This is a genomic window from Halobacillus sp. K22, assembly GCF_052246795.1.
Taxonomy (GTDB): Bacteria; Bacillota; Bacilli; order Bacillales; family Halobacillaceae; genus Halobacillus.
Genome location: NZ_JBQQCN010000013.1, coordinates 49,916 through 69,495, shown reverse-complemented (window position 1 = coordinate 69,495; position 19,580 = coordinate 49,916). Strand labels below are relative to the sequence as shown.

Here is a 19,580-nt window from a genome sequence, read left to right as displayed (position 1 = left end):
CTTTCTAATCCTCAAAAGGATTCTTCCCGAATTTGTCGAATTAACATAAATAAGGAACTACTCCTCCCTCTGATTGCCTATTGGTTTTTGTCGCTATCCGTATTAAAATATAAAATGCTGCATATTTATTCTGCATTACCCTATATATAAAGCTCAATTAACGTTTAGTATGGATACATCGGATAGAGATCGACCAGATTTCCCTTACGGGGAGCATTTGAAGAGATCAAGGTACTCCCAGCATGCGGAGGGATAACAATTATTACCTGCCATAGATAAACAGCTGCATTTTCAGAGCTAAAACTACTGAACGACAGGAGAGACACTGGATGAAAGCTAGAAATTTCAAACCATCATCACATTTACTTTTCATCATACCTTCCCTGATCGGTATTTTTCTATTCATGTACCCGATCGTGGATATTGAGGATGGAGCCGTTACGATTCCTATTGCCGTTTTAGCTACTTGGCTTCAGGACATGCTCGGCAGTTATTTATCCTTGATCATGATGATCATTATTTCGATCACAGCCATTGCCACCGTGATTGCGAAGCTGGCAGGACCACGAGCTTTAGATAAGTATCCCTTTTTCAAATCATTATTTCATGTACCTCCCGTTTGGGTAGTGACCAGGGTACTAGGGATGATTTTCGCTATTATGGTCTATTTTCAAATTGGACCCCAGGCTATCATTTCTGAAAATACAGGCGGGTTACTTCTGGACTCATTATTACATGTATTATTCGCCGTGTTCTTATTCGCCGGCTTATTTTTACCGCTATTACTAAATTACGGATTATTAGAATTGTTCGGTACGTTATTAACTAAAATCATGCGTCCGCTATTTCGCCTGCCCGGACGTTCATCCATTGACTCCCTTGCTTCTTGGCTGGGAGATGGAACCATTGGTGTTCTCCTTACCAGTAAACAATACGAAGAAGGGTATTACACAAAACGAGAAGCAGCGGTTATCGGTACAACGTTTTCTGTAGTTTCCATTACCTTCAGCCTCGTGGTCATCGAACAAGTCGGCCTAGCTGATATGTTTATTCCTTTTTACTTAACCGTTGCTTTAGCCGGTTTCATTGCGGCTCTCATTATGCCAAGGATTCCACCTCTTTCACGCAAAATGAATACCTATGTGACAGAGGAAGCAGATGACATCAGTGAAGAAGTCCCTGATGAGCATAATATCTTCACCTACGGGTATGTCCAGGCTGTTAAACGCGGAAGTAAAGCTAAAGGGTTGAAAGACTTCTTTAAACAGGGCGGACAAAACATTTTAGATATGTGGATGGGGGTTGCCCCTATCGTAATGGCACTTGGAACCATCGCTCTTGTGATTGCGGAATTCACTCCGTTCTTCACGTGGCTGGGAATGCCTTTTATTCCTTTGTTGGAACTTATGCAGATCCCTTCGGCGCAAGCAGCTTCTGAAACCATTCTTGTAGGTTTTGCCGATATGTTTCTGCCAGCTATTATCGGGGCTTCTATTGAAAGTGAGATGACCCGTTTTATCATTGCTTGTTTATCCGTTACTCAATTAATTTATATGTCTGAAGTCGGCGGGTTGTTATTAGGTTCAAAAGTACCCGTTAACTTAACGGATCTCTTCATTATTTTTCTTGAGCGTACAATTATCACACTGCCCATTATTACTCTTGTGGCTCACCTTCTTTTCTAATCAAAATTGGCATTCCAATAGTTTAACCAATAAAAGTCTCAGAGTACATAACGATACTCTGAGACTTTTTTAGCTTTTTAAAACTGTTATTGAGGCTGCGGTTTTCTTAATTTCTTAATGACCGCTTGTGCTGTACTCAAGCTCGAACGCGGGTTCTGACCAGTAACAAAGTTTTGATCAACTTCTACATGGTCCTTATTTGGCGCTTCCGCTTTAAAATTTGCTCCTTCTGCTTTCAGCTGTTCTTCAAGTTTAAAAGGCAATAGGTGCTCAATACCAGCTTCTTTTTCTTCTTCGTCTGTAAATCCAGTAATTGTCCTGCCTTTAAGGAGCGCTTCTCCATTATGGTCTGTCACACCAAGCAATCCAGCTGGTCCATGACAAACGGATGCTATTATCTTATTCTCTGTAAGAAAGTGTCTAAGCATATGTTCCATCGTTTTATTATTAGGAAAATCTACCATAGCTCCATGGCCACCACACAGAAACACACCTTCAAACTCACTCGGATCGATTTCTGAAAGCGCAGGTGTATTATGAATAGGTTCCATCACACCGTCCCAAACCCTCGGAAGTTCATTACTGTAACTATGAGGATCAATAGGAATTCTTCCGCCTTTTAAGCTTACAGCTATCACCTCGAACCCTGCTTCTTTAAATTCCGTTGCCGGCTCTACAAACTCTGACAACCATAGACCAGTTTGGTGATCGTTAGTCAGTTGATCTACATTCGTAGCAATCATTAGAATTTTAGTCATCTCTCATCATCCTCCTTGTAAACCTTTACGATTAGCCTTCCCCATTGCCCAATTTTCTTCCATATTCTTTATACAATAGCACTGTAAAATCCCCGAAATACCAATTCCAGATAAGCTCCCGATACTGGAAGACTCAGTTTCGAGATAATTGGGCCCGTTACATTAAATTGAGAAGGGCTGGTGGGGAAATAACTCGCTTTCCTATGGGGGAACGCTGAGCTTCCTCGCTCGTTATCACTCGCTGTGGGATCTCACCTAGTTCCTTCTCCCATGGGAGTCTCATCATTTCCCCACCAACCCAGCCACAGGAGAATAACGGACCCTTCCAGAAGAGAGAACCCTCGCCTTCTTAACTGGCCTTAAATGCTTCTATGACAGGCTATTCCAGATCTTTATAGCATGAAAATAGCCTCATATTCACATGCTCATTTTGTGGATCAAGAAGATATCTTAAGTGGTTTTGAGCTACTGATTTGGCAAGGTCCGGAGGGGGACGATGAAGACTCCTGCGGGATGAACATGATCGGTGAGATCCCGGAATGCGAAGCCTGAGGAAGCTCACCACATGCCCGCGGAAAGCGAGCCGTTCCCTGGAGCCCTTTCTCCACTCAATATCTCGAATCTGAGTCTTCAACTATCCGGCCCTTTAGTTGAATAAGCTTCTTTTAAAAATCCACGACCACGTTGAACAGTCTCTATGCATTAAAAAAAGTGCGGCCCTATGCGGGCTCGCACTTTTTTAATTATATCAGGGTTGATAGTTGGAATCTTTACTAGAGTGTCGTTGCCACCAATGCTTCATTAATTGGGTGCGACCTTCTATCAAGGGCTGGGTCAATGTTCGTATCATACTGCTTGAAAGCAGATAGACAATAAGCGCCGATACAATGGCAAGACCTAGAATATCGAAAATAGACCCTACTTTAAACCACCCGGCCTGTCTGAAGAATTGAATGAAGAATCCGTGCAGTAAATATACATACAACGTTTTTCCGCCAAGATAGGAGAAACGGTATTCTTTCCCAGGCACCCAGGATAATACACTCACCGTCATTACAGCAGCGAGCAGATACACCATAAAGCGGATTAAGCCGCCGAATTCTGGATTTCCAAGTTCTGCATACGATTTTGAACCTAGCAGCCATCCTGAACTTACTTCAGGAAAAGCAGCAATAAGTCCGGCAGCCAAAGCCATCACCACAAGCCCCGCTTCTCTTACGCGACGTGTTCTAAACATTTTCACATGTTCTTTCGTCAGCCAGTACCCGGCGAGGAAAAACGGAAAAAATACAAATGTTCTGGATAAGCTGAAACTATGGCCGATATCGCTGAAGTAACCAACTACAAGGCCCACCTCAACGGCAATAGTAATTCCAATAATCGGCGGGATCTTTTTAAACCAGTACAACAGAATATGCCAGCAGAATAAACTAAACAAGAACCATAGCGACCAGTGAGGATAAAAAGGTCCATTAAGCCATCCTTCTTTTCCAATAAAAAAGAAATATCCCGTATAGGCCAGTTGGAAGATAAGATATGGCAATATCAGTTTTTTAGCCAATTGAATGATGTAATCCTTATGACCCGATCCCTTCGCAAAGAAACCGGCCAGGAAGATGAATGCAGGCATATGAAAAGTATAAATCCACGTGTAGAGGGTGTACATGGGAACTGATCCATCTGTAAATGGCTGGATCATATGACCAAATACCACTAAAAAAATCAGCAATAATTTTGCATTGTCAAAAAAAACATCACGCTTCATTATTTTCACCCTTCACTCTTCAAATTTCCTAGTTTTATAAATTGTCCTATCTTCTATTTATCACATTTTTAAGGATTTGATACCTTTTTTATTACTTTTTAAACAAACTGTAAACTACCTGTCAATTCTGTCTCCTTTTTGTCATGAAACGAAGGGTCAAAAAAATCCTCTTCTGCACTTCATGCAGAAGAGGATAAAAGATTACCGTTTATTCAAACTCAATGGCCCAATTTCCGTTTCTGAAGATCGGCTCAAATTCGCCTTCCTTAGTTTCTCCATCAATGTGCAGCTCTGCCGACCCCATCATGAAGTCTTCATGAACAAGGCTGTCATTAACTCCGTGATGATCCATTTCTTCCTCGCTAAAGGAAGACCCGTCTTTAATATTAGTCGGGTATGCTTTCCCTAAAGCTAAATGGCAAGAAGCATTCTCATCATAAAGTGTATTAAAGAAAATGTGACCGGATTTAGAAATTGGAGATTCGTTAGGTACAAGAGCAACTTCCCCTAGCTGTTTTGCTCCTTCATCCGTATCAAGCAGGTGTTTCAAAGTGTCTTCACCGGATTCGGCTGAATAATCCACCACTTTACCGCTCTTAAACGTAAGGGTAAAGTTTTCAATCAAGTTCCCGCCATAATTAAGCGGCTTCGTACTTGTTACTTTACCATCTACTCCATACTTATGAGGCATGGTAAATACTTCTTCTGTCGGCATATTCGGATTGAACTCAGTGCCATTTTGAGAAGTAGCTGAACCGCCATGCCAAATATGATCCTCAACTAATTCGATCGACAATTCAGTACCTGGAGCTTTATAATGCAATTTCCTATACTGCTTATTATTTAGGTATTCACGGGCCTGACGCAAGCGTTCATTATGCTCGTTCCAAGCTTCAATTGGATCTTCCTGATCTATGCGAGTGATTTGAAAGATTTGTTCCCATAGTTTGCTTTGAGCCTGTTCGGAGGAATGATCAGGAAAGACTTTTTCTGCCCAGGCTTTCTGAGGATAAGCCACAATGCTCCATGTTGTTTTATCATTCATAATGTAATCGCGGTATTTAGTAAGCGCCTGGGCACTTGCTTTATTAGCTTTAGCTACGCGCTCTGAATCCACATCTTTTAATAAATCTGGATTCGGGCCGTAAATCGAGAGTAGAGAATAGCCATCAGCAACCATCTCCTCGAGCCCTTCTGCTTTCCATTTAGGAAAGTTCTCAAGTACCTCCATCGGAGCATTCTTCATTTTGAGGTAACTTAATACTTCGTCGCCCCACTCAACGTGAACGTTTTTAGCTCCTTTACCATAAGCCTTAGCCGAAATGGTGCGAACAAGGTCTGCTGCCTCAATCGGAGCGTTAATAATTAGCCCCTGGCCTCTTTGTAAATTAACACCTTTTTTCAGTGCTAATTCTGCGTATTTTTCTAATTGCTTTTGATTTGCTGTCAAATTAATACCTCCCAAAATTGAGATTGTCATTATATTATTTCATATCTTCCATCCATTTCCTAATTAAATGCGGGTTTTCTAAATTCAATTAAGAAACACACAGTCCTTTCACTTATTTTTTATCATTTTCTTTATTAAAAACAAAAAGAAGGTTAGTTTATTTTTATCGAGGGTAGGAAATAGAAGAATTTAAACTTACTAAGAATGGTGATTACATGGGGTTCTTTTACTATATTAGAAAATACTTCAAAATGTCGAAACGTCAGCGTAAGAGTGAGTTAAAATCCACACTCTGGTTTATGCCATTCTGGTATATAGTAGGAGCCATCGGTCTTTCTGCTTTTACTTTTTACCTTGATTACATTGTAGATGTCAGCTTGTACTTACCTGCCGCTATCGGATTCAGCGGTCAGACGCTTCAGGTTCTTTTGAGTGCACTCGTGGGAGGGGTGCTTACATTAAGTGCCTTTACGATCAACTCCCTGCTTGTAGCACTTACAACGTTCAGCGGACAGTTCTCTTCCAAAATGCTTGTAAACTTTGTAAGTGACCGGGCGACCCAGCACGTACTCGGGATATTTAACGGGAGTTTCATATATGTCCTTCTAAACTTCTTGTATGTCACACACGAAGAAGAAGAATATATTGTTGCCACCCCTGCTCTATCTATCTTAACTGCCATCACGGCTGCCGTGACCTTTATCTATTTTATTAACCATACGACCACCTGGATGCAGGTTCATAACATTAGTTACAATATGAATTCCAAGTCAAAATCAGTCCAGGCTTCTTTAGAGAAAGAATTGATGCCCTACCATCTTGAAAAGCCAGTGGACGAAGCTAAACTGCCCTCAGTAAAAGACGGGAAGGTTATTGAGGCCAATCAACCTGGTTATTTTCAAGTCGCTGACTTCTCCAGACTCATTAAACAGGCTAAACGAGATAATAGTCTCCTTCGGTTCGACGTTAGAATCGGAGAATTCGTTGTAGAAGGCACACCGGTACTCACTTATTGGGAGAATAATGGAAAGGTTGACCCTGATCGATATCTAAAATCTATTGAAATTGGAATTAAACAAACTGAAATTCAAGACCTGGAATACGGATTAATTAAGCTTGCCGAGGTAGCCATTAAAGCTCTGGGCCATAACGACCCACTAACGGTTACGAACACTATTCATCAGATTGCAGATTTGTTAAAAAGTATAGGTCAGTCCACGAATTTCTCTCCCTATCTTTTCGATCAGGAGCAGGAACTTCGTATTATCTTAAATCAAAAAGACTTTAGATATTATCTTCATAAAGGGTTCGCATCCATTCGCGAATACGCTAACCAAAATTCTGCGGTCATGACCGAACTGCTGACTATGGTAGCTTTGCTAAGTAAAACGATGCATCAGTCCGTTCACAAGGATTTATGGGAATTTGCCCGCCAGACAATCTTAGGGTTTGATAACTACAGCCTTTATGAAAATGACTGCCTGTATATTTTAGAACAACTATCCGTGCTTGCAAAAAATACAGGTAACCAGAAGGATTATCTTTTTCTGCTCGAATACATGCTGGAAAGAGTCAGTTCTAAAAGTGCATCTAAGGTGCCTTCTTCCCTTTAGATCATTCTGAAAAAAGAAGGAGAGGGCTGATCAAGATGTGCCCTCTCCTTCTTTTTCATTCTTAAACATTTCAATAGCCCGAACACGCATGGTTTTATGATCAACCATCGGCTCAGGATAGTCTTTCCCAATGACACAATTGGCTTCCTTCTGGTCCTCCAAAGACATTTTAGCCGGCTCATGAATATATTTTTTATCAACATCAACTAATTCCGGTACCCACTCTTTAATAAAACGCCCGTGTGGATCAAAGCGTTCCGACTGTCTCGTTGGGTTGAATACCCTGAAATAAGGAACAGGGTCTGTGCCTGTAGAGGCTGCCCACTGCCATCCGCCAATGTTAGAAGCCGGATCATAATCAATCAGCTGCTCTGCAAAGTACCTTTCTCCTTCACGCCAATCCATAAGCAAATCCTTGGTTAGAAAAGAAGCTACAGCCATGCGAAGACGATTGTGCATCCAACCTGTTTCATTCATCTGCCTCATAGCCGCATCGATAATCGGAAAGCCGGTCCGGCCCTCTTTCCATTGGTTGAAAAGATCTTGATCATAATTCCAAGGGAGTCCCTGATATTTTTCAACCATCTCTTCATCTCCGGCGTTTGGGTAAAAGTGATAAATCATGTTGTAGAAGTCACGCCACGCAAGCTCTGAAATATATGTTTCGACTCCCTCTGTATTTTTTCGGTAGTCTACTTGATCATGAATCAAGTGATATACCGTACGAATGGAAATAGCCCCAGTTCTTAAGAAACGCGACATCCGACTTGTACCATCCACTGCTGGAAAATCCCGCTTCTTTTCATATTCATAAATCGCTTCATCCAGGAAATCGTAAAAGTGATCAAGAGCATCGTCCTCGCCCAATTTAGCAAACTCTCTCGTCGTCTTACTGATGAGATTTTTGTAAGCTTTGTAACCTTCTTCAAACTCACCACTCTTGTCTATCACAAGCTGGGACAATCGTTCATGATCTACTTTCTGGATGGCTGGTTTTTGCAGCTGCTTCCACTGTTTATAGTAAGGTGTGAATACTTTATAGTATCCGCCTGTTTTTTTAGTTACTTCCTTCGCTCCGTGCATATGATGATCAACATAGCTGAACACATGAACATCAGAATCTTTTAAGTAATCATTAACTTCGTTGTCTCTTTTCAAACCAAAGCCTGATTCATCTCGATTATAATAAACGGCTTCTACGTTATGTTTTTCCACCAGCTCGGTGAACGCTTCACTTGTCTTCCCTTCAATGAAATGGATGGCCAGTCCCTTTTCTTCTGCATTATCTGTAAAAGCCTTCAAGGTTTGAAAAAAGTAATCATGACGTGCAGTAAATTCCTGGTTCATCCCAGGATGGATATGAAAAAACAAAAGAATTTCATCCTCATCGCCTGCATGTTCCAACGCTTTATTTATCGCTGTGTGATCATTTAATCTTAAGTCTCTTCGAAACCATATGGCTCGAGTTGTCATGGCTCCCACTCTCCCCGTCTAAGTTCTATGTACTTCTATTGTAACGAATGTTTGTTCCACCCTCACGTTTTAATAGGTACGCTCTACTACAATCTTCACTAGTGTCTCAATTACCCGTTGCACATTTTCCATAATAACTTATTCCACAATCGGGCCGGATAGTTGAAGACTCGATTTCGAGATAAATGGTGTCCGTTACAAGATGAGGAGGTGGCTGGTGGGGAAATAACTCGTCTTGTTCCATCACTCAGACACTCGAGACATAAGTCGCTCATCAACGGATGGAAAAACCGCCAACCTTTTGATGGTCGGCTTATGCTGGTCGTGTCTTTCGGGGTGATACCACATTTGAACACTTTCCTATGGCCCTACACGACGTAGGGTCGATCGACGTTGCCACAGGACGTGGCGACCTTAGTCGAACCTCCTTTTACCAGGAGCTTCCTCGCTCGTTTCACTCCCTGCGGGATCTCACCTGATTCCTTCTCCCACTCTTACACTTCTTAGAGCCGTAAGCATAAATGAGTGCCTAAACGTTGAAGAGAGCTATCCAGCTCCAGCACCTAGCGTCTAGTGAGACTTCCCTCACTTCTGTACGATAAGTCAACATCGAATCGCTACGCTCTTCGTGTTTCTTTTATCTCCGCCAGTTCAGTCCAGTCCATACGCCGCTGACCAAGGTGCTTCCGCTTTTAACCGGGGAGTCTCGCCATTTCCCCACCAACCCAGCCAAGGGAGAATAACGGACCCTTTCAGAAGAGAGAATGCTCTACTTCTAATAGGTCCTAAATGCTTCTATGACAAGCTTTTTTACATCGTTTTAGCATGAAATACACTCTTCATCCCATCCTTTTTTCTCACCAAGCAACCAGTGTATTTAGTGGTTTCGAGTTTCTGATTCGGCCAGGTCCGGAGGGCGACGATGTAGACTCCTGCGGGATGAAAATGACAGGGGAGACTCCGGAAGGCGAAGCCTGAGAAGGCTCCGCGCATTCCCGTGGAAAGCGAAATCGTCCCCCGGAGGACCTTCCGCTCAACAAATATCTCGAAATCAAGTCTTCAAGTAATGGGAGTTTAACTATAAGATCAGGTTCTCTTCTTTTGCTTCATATTTTCTAATTAGAAGTCAACAACCACGTTTAGGGTCGCTAACAAATTAAAAAAACAGGCTGCCGCTGATTTGCGACAACCTGTCCGCTTTTACTGATCAAATGTTTTCATTAATGTAGCCATTTCAATGGCTCCGGTCGCAGCTTCCCAACCTTTGTTGCCTGCTTTAGTCCCCGCACGCTCAATGGCTTGTTCGATCGTATCGGTTGTAACAATTCCAAAAATTACCGGGATTCCACTTTGTTGAGACGCTTGCGAAACACCCTTCGCAGCTTCTCCGCATACATAATCAAAATGCGGAGTAGATCCTCGAATCACAGCACCGAGAGTAATCACAGCATCATAATTTCCGGTTTTGGCCATTTTAGAGGCTACAAGCGGGATCTCAAACGCTCCAGGTACGTGGGCTGTTTCCACGCCATTCATATCCACTCCATGACGTTTAAGAGCATCCAAAGCTCCCTCATAAAGCTTACTAGTAATAAAATCATTGAACCTTCCGACCACAATACCAACTCTCAAACCAGTTCCTACTAAATTTCCTTCGTATGTCTTGACCATCTTATTCCGCTCCTTTTTATAAATGAAACATATGTCCCATTTTAGACTGTTTGGTTTTCATATAAAGTTCATTTTCTTTCCGAGATTTCATCTGAATAGGTACACGTTGCACCACTTCAAGATTATACCCTCGAAGTCCAGAAATCTTTTTAGGATTATTGGTTAGCAGATTAAGTTTTGCGATACCTAAATCTCTTAAGATTTGAGCTCCGACTCCATAGTCACGCAAATCCGGTCCGAATCCCAGCTTCTCATTAGCCTCTACTGTATCCAGTCCTTGTTCCTGAAGCTTATAGGCCCGCAGCTTATTCACTAGACCAATCCCCCGGCCTTCCTGGCGCATATATAACAGAACGCCGCTTCCATTCTCTGATATCTGCCTTAATGCATTGTGAAGCTGCGGACCGCAATCACAACGGTAAGAACCAAACACATCGCCTGTCAGACACTCTGAATGTACACGAACCAATGTTGGTTTCTCAGGATCAATTTCTCCTTTGACTAAAGCAATATGTTCTTTGTAGTCAATATCGTTCGTGTAAGCAATCGCCCGGAAGTCCCCGTATTCCGTCGGTAAAGCGACTTCTACTTCTTTATTCACATGATTTTCGACTCGGTACCTATATTGAATTAAATCGGCGATGGTAATCATTGGTATATCAAATTCATCGGCCATTTCGCGCAAGTCGGGCACTCTCGCCATCGTACCATCATCTTTAATAATTTCACAGATTACTCCTGCAGGCCGGGCTCCTGAAAGTTCCGCTAAATCCACAGAAGCTTCCGTGTGACCGGCACGGCGCAGAACGCCTCCTTCTTTAGCAATCAGAGGAAAAATATGGCCAGGCTTTTGGAAATCTGCCACTGTAGATTGAGGGTTCAGCATTTCCCTGATGGTAAGTGCCCTCTCGTCAGCCGAGATACCGGTCGTCGTATCCTTATGATCAATACTCACGGTAAAGGCCGTCTGATTAGGGTCCGAGTTTTGATCCACCATCGGCATCAGTTCTAGATCATCAGCTAACCCACTTGTAATCGGCGCGCATACCAATCCGCGGCCGTACTTGATCATAAAGTTGATCATCTCAGTACTAGCGTATTCGGCAATCCCAACAAGATCCCCTTCGTTTTCACGATCCTCGTCATCGCAAACGATGACCAGTTTACCCTGCTTCAATCTTTCTATGGCTTTTTCTATTGTATCAAACATTTTCTCACCTTCTTTTCTAGGCAAAACCGTTATCAGACAAAAACTGCTTAGTCATTGTCGATTTCGGCTGCTCTGAATGATCGCCCTTTAAAAAATGGGCCACATACTTACCAATCATGTCACATTCTATATTTACACGGTCTCCGGTTTCTTTCTGTCCTAAGACAGTATGTTCCATCGTATGAGGAATCAGAGAAATCGTCACTCGGTTCTCTTCCACTCCAAATACGGTTAAAGACGTACCATCCACCGCAATTGAACCTTTATAAACAAAATAATGAATAAGCTCTTCTGACATTTCGATTTCATAATAAACCGCATTTGATTCAGGTTTCTTTGAAACAATGGTTCCCGTCCCGTCAATATGACCAGATACGAGATGTCCGCCGAATCTGCCACCGGCAGCCATGGCCCTCTCAAGGTTGACGCGACTCCCCTGTTTTAATTCACTTAGATTGGTAGCTCTATACGTTTCCGGCATAATATCAAACTCTACGGTTTGGTCTGTATAACTGGTCACCGTTAAACACACCCCATTAATGGAGATGCTGTCTCCTAAACGAACATCAGAAAGAACTTTTTCTGCTGAAATACTAAGTTCCAGAGATTCCGTCTTGCTTTTAATGGATTTTAATGAACCAATCTCTTCAATAATCCCTGTAAACATCGTTTTCTCTCCTTCGTACAGAAACAATTTTTATATCTTCACCAATTTGGTCATGAGATACGACTTGATATTCAGGTGCATCTTTTAATTCGCTGATCCCCTTCCCTGATACTGGGGTAGAGGCATCTTTTCCTCCTATCAGTTTAGGTGCAAGGTAAGTAATTATTTCTTCAACTTTCCCAGCACGGACAAAAGCATCCGCAATTGTTCCCCCACCTTCTACCAGCAGAGAAGTTACCTTATGCTCCCCTAAATACTGAAGCGCCTGGTGAACGTCTACCTGCTCACTTTCCTGCTGGATCACTACGATATGATCGATCGCTTGCAGTTCCTGCACCGCTTCTTTGGAAGCCTGATTACCAGTGAAAACCCAGGTTGGGGCTTCCTCATTTTGAATAAGGGAGGATGACCTCGGAATTCTTAGTTTAGAATCGAAGACCACCCGAATGGGGTTTCTCCCCTTACCTTCTATTCTCGTAGTCAATTTTGGATTATCCGCAAGTACGGTCTTTATCCCTACTAGAATGGCATCTGATAAATGGCGATAGGTATGCCCATCCTCTCGTGCTTCTTTCCCCGTAATCCATTGACTCTCTCCCGTATGGGTCGCTATCTTCCCATCTAAGCTCATCGCCGTCTTTAAGCGGACAAAAGGCTCACCAGTTTGGATAAAATGAAAGAAGTCCAGATTAAGTTGATCTGCTTCTTCCTTTAAAACATTAGCTCTAACTTCAATTCCGGCTTCCCTCATCATATTTATACCTTTTCCCGACACCTCTGGATTAGGGTCATGAGATGCAATAATCACCCGCTTAATACCAGCATCAATAATCGTTTTCGCACAAGGAGGGGTCTTCCCGTAATGGCTGCAAGGCTCAAGCGTCACATAGATTTCTGCATCCTTCGCTTTTTCTCCGGCCATCTTCAGAGCATGAACTTCGGCATGGGACTCTCCAGCTTTCACATGTACGCCGAGTCCTACCAATTCATTATCTTTGATAACAACGGCTCCCACAGATGGGTTGGGACTTGTCTGGCCCACCGTTTTGCCTGCCATCTGAATCGCCATCTTCATATATCTCTCATCACGGCTCATGTTCCCGCCTCCTTACGATGAATAAAAAAATAAACCCTGAAGAAGACATACTTCCCCAGGGTTTATTTATCACTTTTGATTTGCGTACACCAAATACACGGTACGAGTCTATTCTACTAGTACCTTGGTGCGCTCCACATCCTTCTCCCATCCAGACTGTAACTGTCGGCTTTGGTTTCTCACCAAATCAGGAGGAAGAGTGCTTTACACTTCTTCCCCGTCGCGGGCTTAGAACGATCGTCGTTCATCACCGCCGGCTGGGATTTTCACCCGACCCCGAAGGACTCTGTATTCTGTTGTATTACTATAAATATATATGAAATAACGCGAACTCGCAATTCTTTAGGTTCATAACGGACCATTTTTCAGTTTAATTAGGATTAATTCTGACCGTTATAGACGAATTTCGTCAACAACTTCAGATATTGAGAAATAACATAGAAGGGAATTAGGTTAAATCTCTTTTCTAAGAATCCCCAAAAGTATGGATTAAATTTATAGCTAGAAAAAGTTGAGTGACTCGCGCCAGATAAGCCAGAAGGGAGACTCCCATAATAATTCATTCAAATATTGATTAATTATTTAAGTAAGAGGGAGGAAAAAATACATACTTTAGTACACCTCATATATGGTAACGCTATTCGAACGCTTGCTTATTTCGGATAGATATTCAATCCAATATCTATTATCATATTCGAAAAACTCTTCATCATCTATCTCTGAATACTCTTCTCTTGTACCTTTAAGTATTGAGTTAAATGCATTGATATTTTTTAAGAACTTAATCTGATCTTCAGATAGCTTCAGTGTACTAGTTCCACTTTCCTCTACATGTTGTTTTAGTAATTTTAGAGTAATTGAGATCTCATATAACTTAGTAAGAATCCTGTCACTATCTAACTCAGTGCCTCTTAAGGTTTTGGCTATCCGAGATAACTCCCGAAAATTTTCATGTCCATTAGTATATGTACTATTTAATTCTTTAACGGTTTTTAAATCAATTGTTTCTTGACTTATGGCCTCATCGATATATTGACTGTATAAATCAAAATCAATATCAAACCATTTAAAGGTAGTATTGAATACCCTATTTTCAACATAATCGTGATAAGAGTTGGACTTGTTAAAAGTAACATAAAGGGTCACACTTAAAGCAATTATAATTAATAGAAGAAGAATAATTGACGACTTGTAAGATGGTTTTTTCTTCATTCCAAACCCTCCCCATGTAGATTAAGATGAAGCAGTAAAATTGCTTCACCTTAAAACTAACATATCTCTTAATATGACGAATAACACAGATGTGAATAGGACTCTTCTAATCCTACGACTCATTATTTAAAGTATCGTAAAGTGGGGAATAGAGTTTACTTGTGTACTTGTTATTATCAGGATTAGTTAATTTCCCAGAAGAGAGTCATAAACCTTGGTGTATCAGATTTTGTAGCTTTTTGATCAGCACATTTCAAAGTGCTTTCACCCAAAGTTGTATTCCTAAGATCCTTCATTTATTTACTCACCAATTGAGTCTGCTGGTTAGTTGAAGCCTTCCAGCCTCCCTCCCTATTCGTCTGTATGTTAATCATTCATATGTAAATAATAAAAGAAAATCGGAGGTTAGGTACCATGCCATATATAGAGACAGATTCTTCGTTCCATATGTATTATACATCTTCAGGAGCTGGGATGCCGATCGTATTTATTCATCCACCCCACATGGGACATCATGTTTTTAAATACCAGAATGACCTGTCTAATCAATTCAGAATTATTACCTACGATATAAGAGGTCATGGAAACAGCGGAAAAAATGGTGATCACCCAACGATCCAACAGCTTGCTGATGACTTACAGCTTCTCCTTGATCGCTTAGGTATTGAACAAGCCGTCATCGTAGGGTATTCTGCGGGCAGTTCTATTGCTCAAGAGTTTGCACTCAACCACCCAGGCAGAATTAAAGCTCTTGTTCTTTCAGGAGGGTTCCCAGAAGTGAGTACCTTTCTTTTAAGAAACCAGTTCCAACTAGGATTAGCATTATTAAAAGGTGGATATAACAATTTTTTATGTAAGCATTTGGCTAAATCTCATCAAGTTCAAGAAAAAGATCAAACATTACTTTATCAGGAATGCATAAAGGCAGATGTACAAACGTCCCTAAGTTATTACGAAAATAGCATGAACTATAATTGTACAAACCTATTGAACCTTATGGACTTTCCTGTTCTCACGTTATATGGACAATTTAGCCATATCCGACCTTATTTAAAAATTTATCAACGATACTTGCCGCACATGAAAAGCGTCATGATCAGCAGATCATTTCATCAATTACCCATTAGAAATCATTTTTCATTTAATCATGCCCTGTCCACGTATATCCATGAAATGAAAGTTTAGCAGTTGACCTTCTTCAGATCCGTCTTAAAAGAGTAAAGTCCTTAATTCTGGCCACGATAAATTAATCACTTCTACATAAGGACATAAAAAAACATCTGTCTAAAAAGAAGCATCTATTTTCGAACGAAATAAAAAAGAGGGGGATCTAAACAGAGCCCCTCTTTAGTTGTGTAAGCATTGATTATAAATAAATAGGAATGTATTGCTCCTGTAATAAATCGATCCTTATTTGTGCACTTCCTTGTAAAGATCGTTTGCGAGCGGTATGTTTCTCATCACTATCCGTGTGCCAAACAAAATAAATATTTTGTAATTGATCTGTTATGGGGCTCCCATAATCTTGATAGTATTCATAGTGAGTGGACTCATTACCTTTATCAGAACTAAAAGAATACGATTCTCTTTCCATTTTGGAAAGTTTAGGTGGCTTCAGCCAGTTTACCTCCACTACTTCATCCCAGTAAATTGGATGTTTTAATATTTGGACTGTACGATTTTGAGAATCATTTACATAATGAACATCAACCACAAGTACCCCGCTTAAAAACACCGTAGATGAGTGCGGAAGTACATGAGTTTTTAAAGATTGAAGCTTCCAGTCTAAGTTTAATACCTCAACGATATTATCCACCAGGTCCAAAGATTCTAATATGTGTAAGTCAAAGTTTAGCCGAGCCAGCACTACAGGCACCTTGACGATAAGAGGTGGTTTTTCTTCCTGAACTATTGAATAATCCTGTGCAATTTTCTCTTCGTTTTCTTCTAACGAAACCTCATAATGACAGTATTCTGGTAAAGTCGGCTTTTCTTTTTGTTTTGGAGTCAGAAAGTGAGAGCAGAACTCGTGCTCAAGAATGTCTGAGAACTTATTTGATAGTGGTAGGACTTCCTTTAAATAAATGACTGGATCTTCCTCATATTCATCCAGGGAAGATAAGGGTTCCTGAGCTTGGATGAGAGAGGATTCTAAATCGGAATCTTCAATTTCATCCAAACTCTCTGATGAAGATTCGTTTAGCATATAAGAAATTTCTTTATAGAGGTCCGGTTCACTTATATTAGAAGAATTGTCGTATAAATCTGGGTCTGCATCATGGGATATCTCAGAAGACTCTTCAGAAAACATGACAGACTGACTGCTTTCCATTTGAGATACATAATATTTCTTAAAATCACCGTATTCATTGGAGGACTCTTTTTCAATCGACGAAACAATATCCTTTAACATTGAGTAATCTTCTCCAAAGAATGGTTCGTGCTGGGGATCGCTCTGTTCATATGACTGATGACCTATTTCCATTGACGAGGATTCACCTAACATCGAGATAAATTCTTTTAAGAGAGACCCGTTGTGATCACTATCATCAAAATATCCCTCTTCTGCTGGATCCACCTTCCCCCTCCAGCCGAATTCATTTTCATTTGAGCGAGCAGCTAGATCTTCTTGCATAGGCGGCGCGGTTTCATGATCATTCAAGCCCGCAGTTTTTTTTAGGTTGTTAAAATATTTTCTTCTGTTTGATGAAAGACGCTTTCTCATTTCAGCAGCACTGTCTGCTTTTTTCTTTTTACTTTTAGTCTTTAGTTCAGGCGCCTTTTCATCCTCAGCCACTCTCTTTAACTCTTGGTCAAATACCTCTGGCGGTGAAGAAATAACTGGACAGAGTTCTTCTGCTTTCTTTTGAGGAGAATAGATTCTGTTCTTTTTTGAGAGGTTCTTTGCTTCCTGCTTTTTCTCTTCAGGTTGGGGCTCACGATGTGCTTCCGTAAGATCACCTTCAAAATTTTCACTTGAAGAAGTTTTAAGTTTTCTTCCTGAAAGATGAGGGTTTCTCCATTGTTTCTGAATGAACGTGTTCTTATCCCTTTTCATAAACCCTTGAAAGGTGCTTTATTCAGAGCATCCTTTCCAGCCCTCCTTTCTTTATACTTCGAAGAAATGAGTTCAGCAAGGATCATTAGTAGTAGAAGCGACACGTATTTGCTGGTCTTGTAGAACTTTCAAGCGTACATCCAACACCATTTTTTCTTCTACTTTGGTGAAAGACCCTTCGTAAAAAGAAGCGGGGCCGTGAAGAGGCAGTCGATCTATTGCTTCATCCCACTCAATAATCTTACTGGATACAAGTTCACAGTACGCAAGTTCATTGTAAAATTGGGAGCTCTCCTGATGAAATTGGGAGATGTCACTAGATAGCAGTTGATCTTTTTCCGGGTAGCCTGAAGGTAATGACTTCGATACTCCAAAGTCAAATTCCTGGCGATCATTCAGCTTAGGCATAACCGGCATCGACAGAAAATCTTTGATTTCTGTTACACAGTCAAACGGAAGGTCGACGGTATAAGAATGTAAATCAGAAGCAACTGATTGATGTGTACTATGTTCAATTTCACGACACGGACTGGCATATTGAATATTTTTTCGCACAAACCCTTTAACAAATAACTTGTGAGTAGGAAGCAATAATCGACATTGAGTAAGGATGACTCGTTTTTTAATATCTTTGATCTCTAGTACTGGTTCCGGAAAAGTAATGGTTTCATTTATATTTATCTGTAAATCAAGTTCTGCCAGCACCACCGGAACCTTGGTGAAAATCTTTCCAATACTTACGCTTGGTGTAACCGGTTGGTTGTTACAAGAGTTGATATTGGAAGACCCCTTACAATCATAATGGTTAGCACCCTTGTGTAAATCTTTGTGTGAATCAGTCATTTGATTTCCTCCTCAAAAATTATAGTACATCGTATGTGGGGCAGATCACTATGTTTGGGCGAAAGGCTGAATTCTGATTTGGTGTATAGGCTATAGCCCTTGATTCGAAAGGAAATTATTTGGTGAGATTTTTTTATTATACTTGTCCATCATGACTATGAGATGAATGCCCCACGTTAACGGCTCATTTGAATGTTACAGCTGGAGTATAATAAGAGTTATCAAAAAATAAAACCATCCTTATACAAGTCTAAGGATGGTTTTATTTTGGCTTAGCCGGCTGTAATGCGAACTTGCTGTTCCTGTAAAACGCTTACTGTAAAAGTAACCATCATTTTTTCAACTACGTGATGGAAGTATCCTTCGTCTACAGGGCTGTGATCATAGTCATAATGATGAGAGCGTCTGTCTGTAGCTTCATCCCATTCAATTATTTCGTGTGCCAATAATTCACAATACGGAAGAGCATTATAGGCAGCTGTACTTGTTTGGTGGAACTGGGAGATATCACTAGATAGAAACTGATCTTTTTCAGGATAGCCTTTTCCAAGATCCTGCGCTCTGAAAAAGTCGAACTCGCTTCGCGTATTCGTAACAGGCAGTTGAACAGGTGATTCAAGAGTTACACTCGTCATGCATTCAAATGGAATTTTTACCGTTAATGATTTCAATTTTGAGGACACGCATTCTCCTGATTTATTGAAACAAGGAGATGCATATTGAATGTTTTTACGTACATACCCTTTAATGAATAAAGGGAATGGTCCCGCGGCGAATTGGTCATCTCCTCCGGTAGATGTACGAGTCATAAGACGGCACTGAAGAATAACAACTCTTTTCTTAATATCTTTAATCTCTAAAACTGGGTGTGGAAACTCAATGTTAGCCACCATGTTCGTAGTAACATTGAAATTTCCTAAATTCACAGGAATCCTAACTAAACGTGTACCTGCAGGTGTGACAGGTGTGTCCGTATCCTCATTCATACATTGTTCAATAGAGGCGGACGTATTAAGGTCCACACAATCGTGGTAGTGATGTTCTTTTTTACTCACTTTTTTTCCTCCTTTAATTTTTAC

At 40.9% G+C, this 19,580-nt stretch carries 15 protein-coding genes and 1 riboswitch; of the genes, 3 read left to right on the top strand and 12 right to left on the bottom strand.

The window, feature by feature from the left end; genetic code table 11:
• Positions 1-329 precede the first annotated feature (329 nt).
• The gene (locus tag ACTWPM_RS11070; protein WP_443133098.1) at positions 330-1,685 is read left to right on the top strand and encodes a YjiH family protein; all 1,356 of its coding nucleotides are present in this window, start codon (positions 330-332) and stop codon (positions 1,683-1,685) included.
• A gap of 86 nt (positions 1,686-1,771) precedes the next feature.
• Here ACTWPM_RS11070 and ACTWPM_RS11065 read toward each other — a convergent pair whose 3' ends face one another.
• From ACTWPM_RS11065 to ACTWPM_RS11055, 3 genes are all read right to left on the bottom strand, one after another.
• A complete protein-coding gene (locus tag ACTWPM_RS11065; RefSeq protein ID WP_443133097.1) occupies positions 1,772-2,443 on the bottom strand; it encodes a type 1 glutamine amidotransferase domain-containing protein in 672 nt (223 codons plus the stop codon).
• Between the two features lie 748 nt (positions 2,444-3,191).
• Entirely contained in the window at positions 3,192-4,208 is a 1,017-nt protein-coding gene (locus ACTWPM_RS11060; protein ID WP_443133096.1) for an acyltransferase family protein, read from the bottom strand.
• Between the two features lie 208 nt (positions 4,209-4,416).
• Positions 4,417-5,688, bottom strand: coding sequence for an aminopeptidase (locus ACTWPM_RS11055; protein ID WP_443133095.1), 1,272 nt, complete (start codon positions 5,686-5,688; stop codon positions 4,417-4,419).
• A gap of 221 nt (positions 5,689-5,909) precedes the next feature.
• On the opposite strand from ACTWPM_RS11055, the gene ACTWPM_RS11050 reads away from it, so the two are divergent.
• Positions 5,910-7,271 (top strand): DUF2254 domain-containing protein, encoded by a 1,362-nt coding sequence (locus ACTWPM_RS11050; RefSeq protein ID WP_443133094.1) that lies wholly within the window; start codon positions 5,910-5,912, stop codon positions 7,269-7,271.
• A 30-nt stretch (positions 7,272-7,301) separates the two neighbouring features.
• Here the strand turns inward: ACTWPM_RS11050 and ACTWPM_RS11045 are convergent, their stop codons facing one another.
• The 6 genes from ACTWPM_RS11045 to ACTWPM_RS11020 form a co-directional block, all read right to left on the bottom strand.
• Positions 7,302-8,744 (bottom strand): cryptochrome/photolyase family protein, encoded by a 1,443-nt coding sequence (locus ACTWPM_RS11045; RefSeq protein ID WP_443133093.1) that lies wholly within the window; start codon positions 8,742-8,744, stop codon positions 7,302-7,304.
• Between the two features lie 1,200 nt (positions 8,745-9,944).
• Positions 9,945-10,415 (bottom strand): 6,7-dimethyl-8-ribityllumazine synthase, encoded by a 471-nt coding sequence (gene ribH / locus ACTWPM_RS11040; protein ID WP_443133092.1) that lies wholly within the window; start codon positions 10,413-10,415, stop codon positions 9,945-9,947.
• A gap of 16 nt (positions 10,416-10,431) precedes the next feature.
• On the bottom strand, positions 10,432-11,625 hold the full coding sequence (locus tag ACTWPM_RS11035; protein ID WP_443133091.1) for a bifunctional 3,4-dihydroxy-2-butanone-4-phosphate synthase/GTP cyclohydrolase II: 1,194 nt from the start codon (positions 11,623-11,625) through the stop codon (positions 10,432-10,434).
• A gap of 16 nt (positions 11,626-11,641) precedes the next feature.
• A complete protein-coding gene (ribE, locus tag ACTWPM_RS11030; protein ID WP_443133090.1) occupies positions 11,642-12,292 on the bottom strand; it encodes a riboflavin synthase in 651 nt (216 codons plus the stop codon).
• A complete protein-coding gene (gene ribD / locus ACTWPM_RS11025; RefSeq protein WP_443133089.1) occupies positions 12,273-13,388 on the bottom strand; it encodes a bifunctional diaminohydroxyphosphoribosylaminopyrimidine deaminase/5-amino-6-(5-phosphoribosylamino)uracil reductase RibD in 1,116 nt (371 codons plus the stop codon). The genes ribE and ribD overlap by 20 nt, the downstream gene beginning before the upstream one ends.
• Positions 13,389-13,523: 135 nt before the next feature.
• Positions 13,524-13,676: riboswitch (FMN riboswitch) on the bottom strand.
• Between the two features lie 324 nt (positions 13,677-14,000).
• Positions 14,001-14,600, bottom strand: coding sequence for a hypothetical protein (locus tag ACTWPM_RS11020; protein WP_443133088.1), 600 nt, complete (start codon positions 14,598-14,600; stop codon positions 14,001-14,003).
• A 414-nt stretch (positions 14,601-15,014) separates the two neighbouring features.
• Between ACTWPM_RS11020 and ACTWPM_RS11015 the strand changes: the two genes are divergently transcribed.
• Positions 15,015-15,785 carry an alpha/beta hydrolase gene (locus tag ACTWPM_RS11015; RefSeq protein WP_443133087.1) on the top strand — a complete coding sequence of 257 codons (771 nt, stop codon included), beginning with the start codon at positions 15,015-15,017 and terminating at the stop codon, positions 15,783-15,785.
• Between the two features lie 181 nt (positions 15,786-15,966).
• Here the strand turns inward: ACTWPM_RS11015 and ACTWPM_RS11010 are convergent, their stop codons facing one another.
• The 3 genes from ACTWPM_RS11010 to ACTWPM_RS11000 form a co-directional block, all read right to left on the bottom strand.
• Positions 15,967-17,658, bottom strand: coding sequence for a hypothetical protein (locus ACTWPM_RS11010; protein ID WP_443133086.1), 1,692 nt, complete (start codon positions 17,656-17,658; stop codon positions 15,967-15,969).
• A 72-nt stretch (positions 17,659-17,730) separates the two neighbouring features.
• Positions 17,731-18,501, bottom strand: a complete 771-nt coding sequence (locus ACTWPM_RS11005; protein ID WP_443133085.1) for a CsxC family protein — start codon at positions 18,499-18,501, stop codon at positions 17,731-17,733.
• A 272-nt stretch (positions 18,502-18,773) separates the two neighbouring features.
• Positions 18,774-19,556: a CsxC family protein gene (locus ACTWPM_RS11000; protein WP_443133084.1), complete on the bottom strand. Its 783-nt coding sequence runs from the start codon at positions 19,554-19,556 to the stop codon at positions 18,774-18,776.
• Between the last annotated feature and the right edge of the window lie 24 nt (positions 19,557-19,580).

What these genes read in the sequence shown, in the direction of transcription:
- ACTWPM_RS11070 (WP_443133098.1), top strand. Translation starts at nt 330, where the DNA reads ATGAAAGCTAGAAATTTCAAACCATCATCACATTTACTTTTCATCATA.
- ACTWPM_RS11065 (WP_443133097.1), bottom strand. Translation starts at nt 2,443, where the DNA reads ATGACTAAAATTCTAATGATTGCTACGAATGTAGATCAACTGACTAAC.
- ACTWPM_RS11060 (WP_443133096.1), bottom strand. Translation starts at nt 4,208, where the DNA reads ATGAAGCGTGATGTTTTTTTTGACAATGCAAAATTATTGCTGATTTTT.
- ACTWPM_RS11055 (WP_443133095.1), bottom strand. Translation starts at nt 5,688, where the DNA reads ATGACAATCTCAATTTTGGGAGGTATTAATTTGACAGCAAATCAAAAG.
- ACTWPM_RS11050 (WP_443133094.1), top strand. Translation starts at nt 5,910, where the DNA reads ATGTCGAAACGTCAGCGTAAGAGTGAGTTAAAATCCACACTCTGGTTT.
- ACTWPM_RS11045 (WP_443133093.1), bottom strand. Translation starts at nt 8,744, where the DNA reads ATGACAACTCGAGCCATATGGTTTCGAAGAGACTTAAGATTAAATGAT.
- ribH (WP_443133092.1), bottom strand. Translation starts at nt 10,415, where the DNA reads ATGGTCAAGACATACGAAGGAAATTTAGTAGGAACTGGTTTGAGAGTT.
- ACTWPM_RS11035 (WP_443133091.1), bottom strand. Translation starts at nt 11,625, where the DNA reads ATGTTTGATACAATAGAAAAAGCCATAGAAAGATTGAAGCAGGGTAAA.
- ribE (WP_443133090.1), bottom strand. Translation starts at nt 12,292, where the DNA reads ATGTTTACAGGGATTATTGAAGAGATTGGTTCATTAAAATCCATTAAA.
- ribD (WP_443133089.1), bottom strand. Translation starts at nt 13,388, where the DNA reads ATGAGCCGTGATGAGAGATATATGAAGATGGCGATTCAGATGGCAGGC.
- ACTWPM_RS11020 (WP_443133088.1), bottom strand. Translation starts at nt 14,600, where the DNA reads ATGAAGAAAAAACCATCTTACAAGTCGTCAATTATTCTTCTTCTATTA.
- ACTWPM_RS11015 (WP_443133087.1), top strand. Translation starts at nt 15,015, where the DNA reads ATGCCATATATAGAGACAGATTCTTCGTTCCATATGTATTATACATCT.
- ACTWPM_RS11010 (WP_443133086.1), bottom strand. Translation starts at nt 17,658, where the DNA reads ATGAAAAGGGATAAGAACACGTTCATTCAGAAACAATGGAGAAACCCT.
- ACTWPM_RS11005 (WP_443133085.1), bottom strand. Translation starts at nt 18,501, where the DNA reads ATGACTGATTCACACAAAGATTTACACAAGGGTGCTAACCATTATGAT.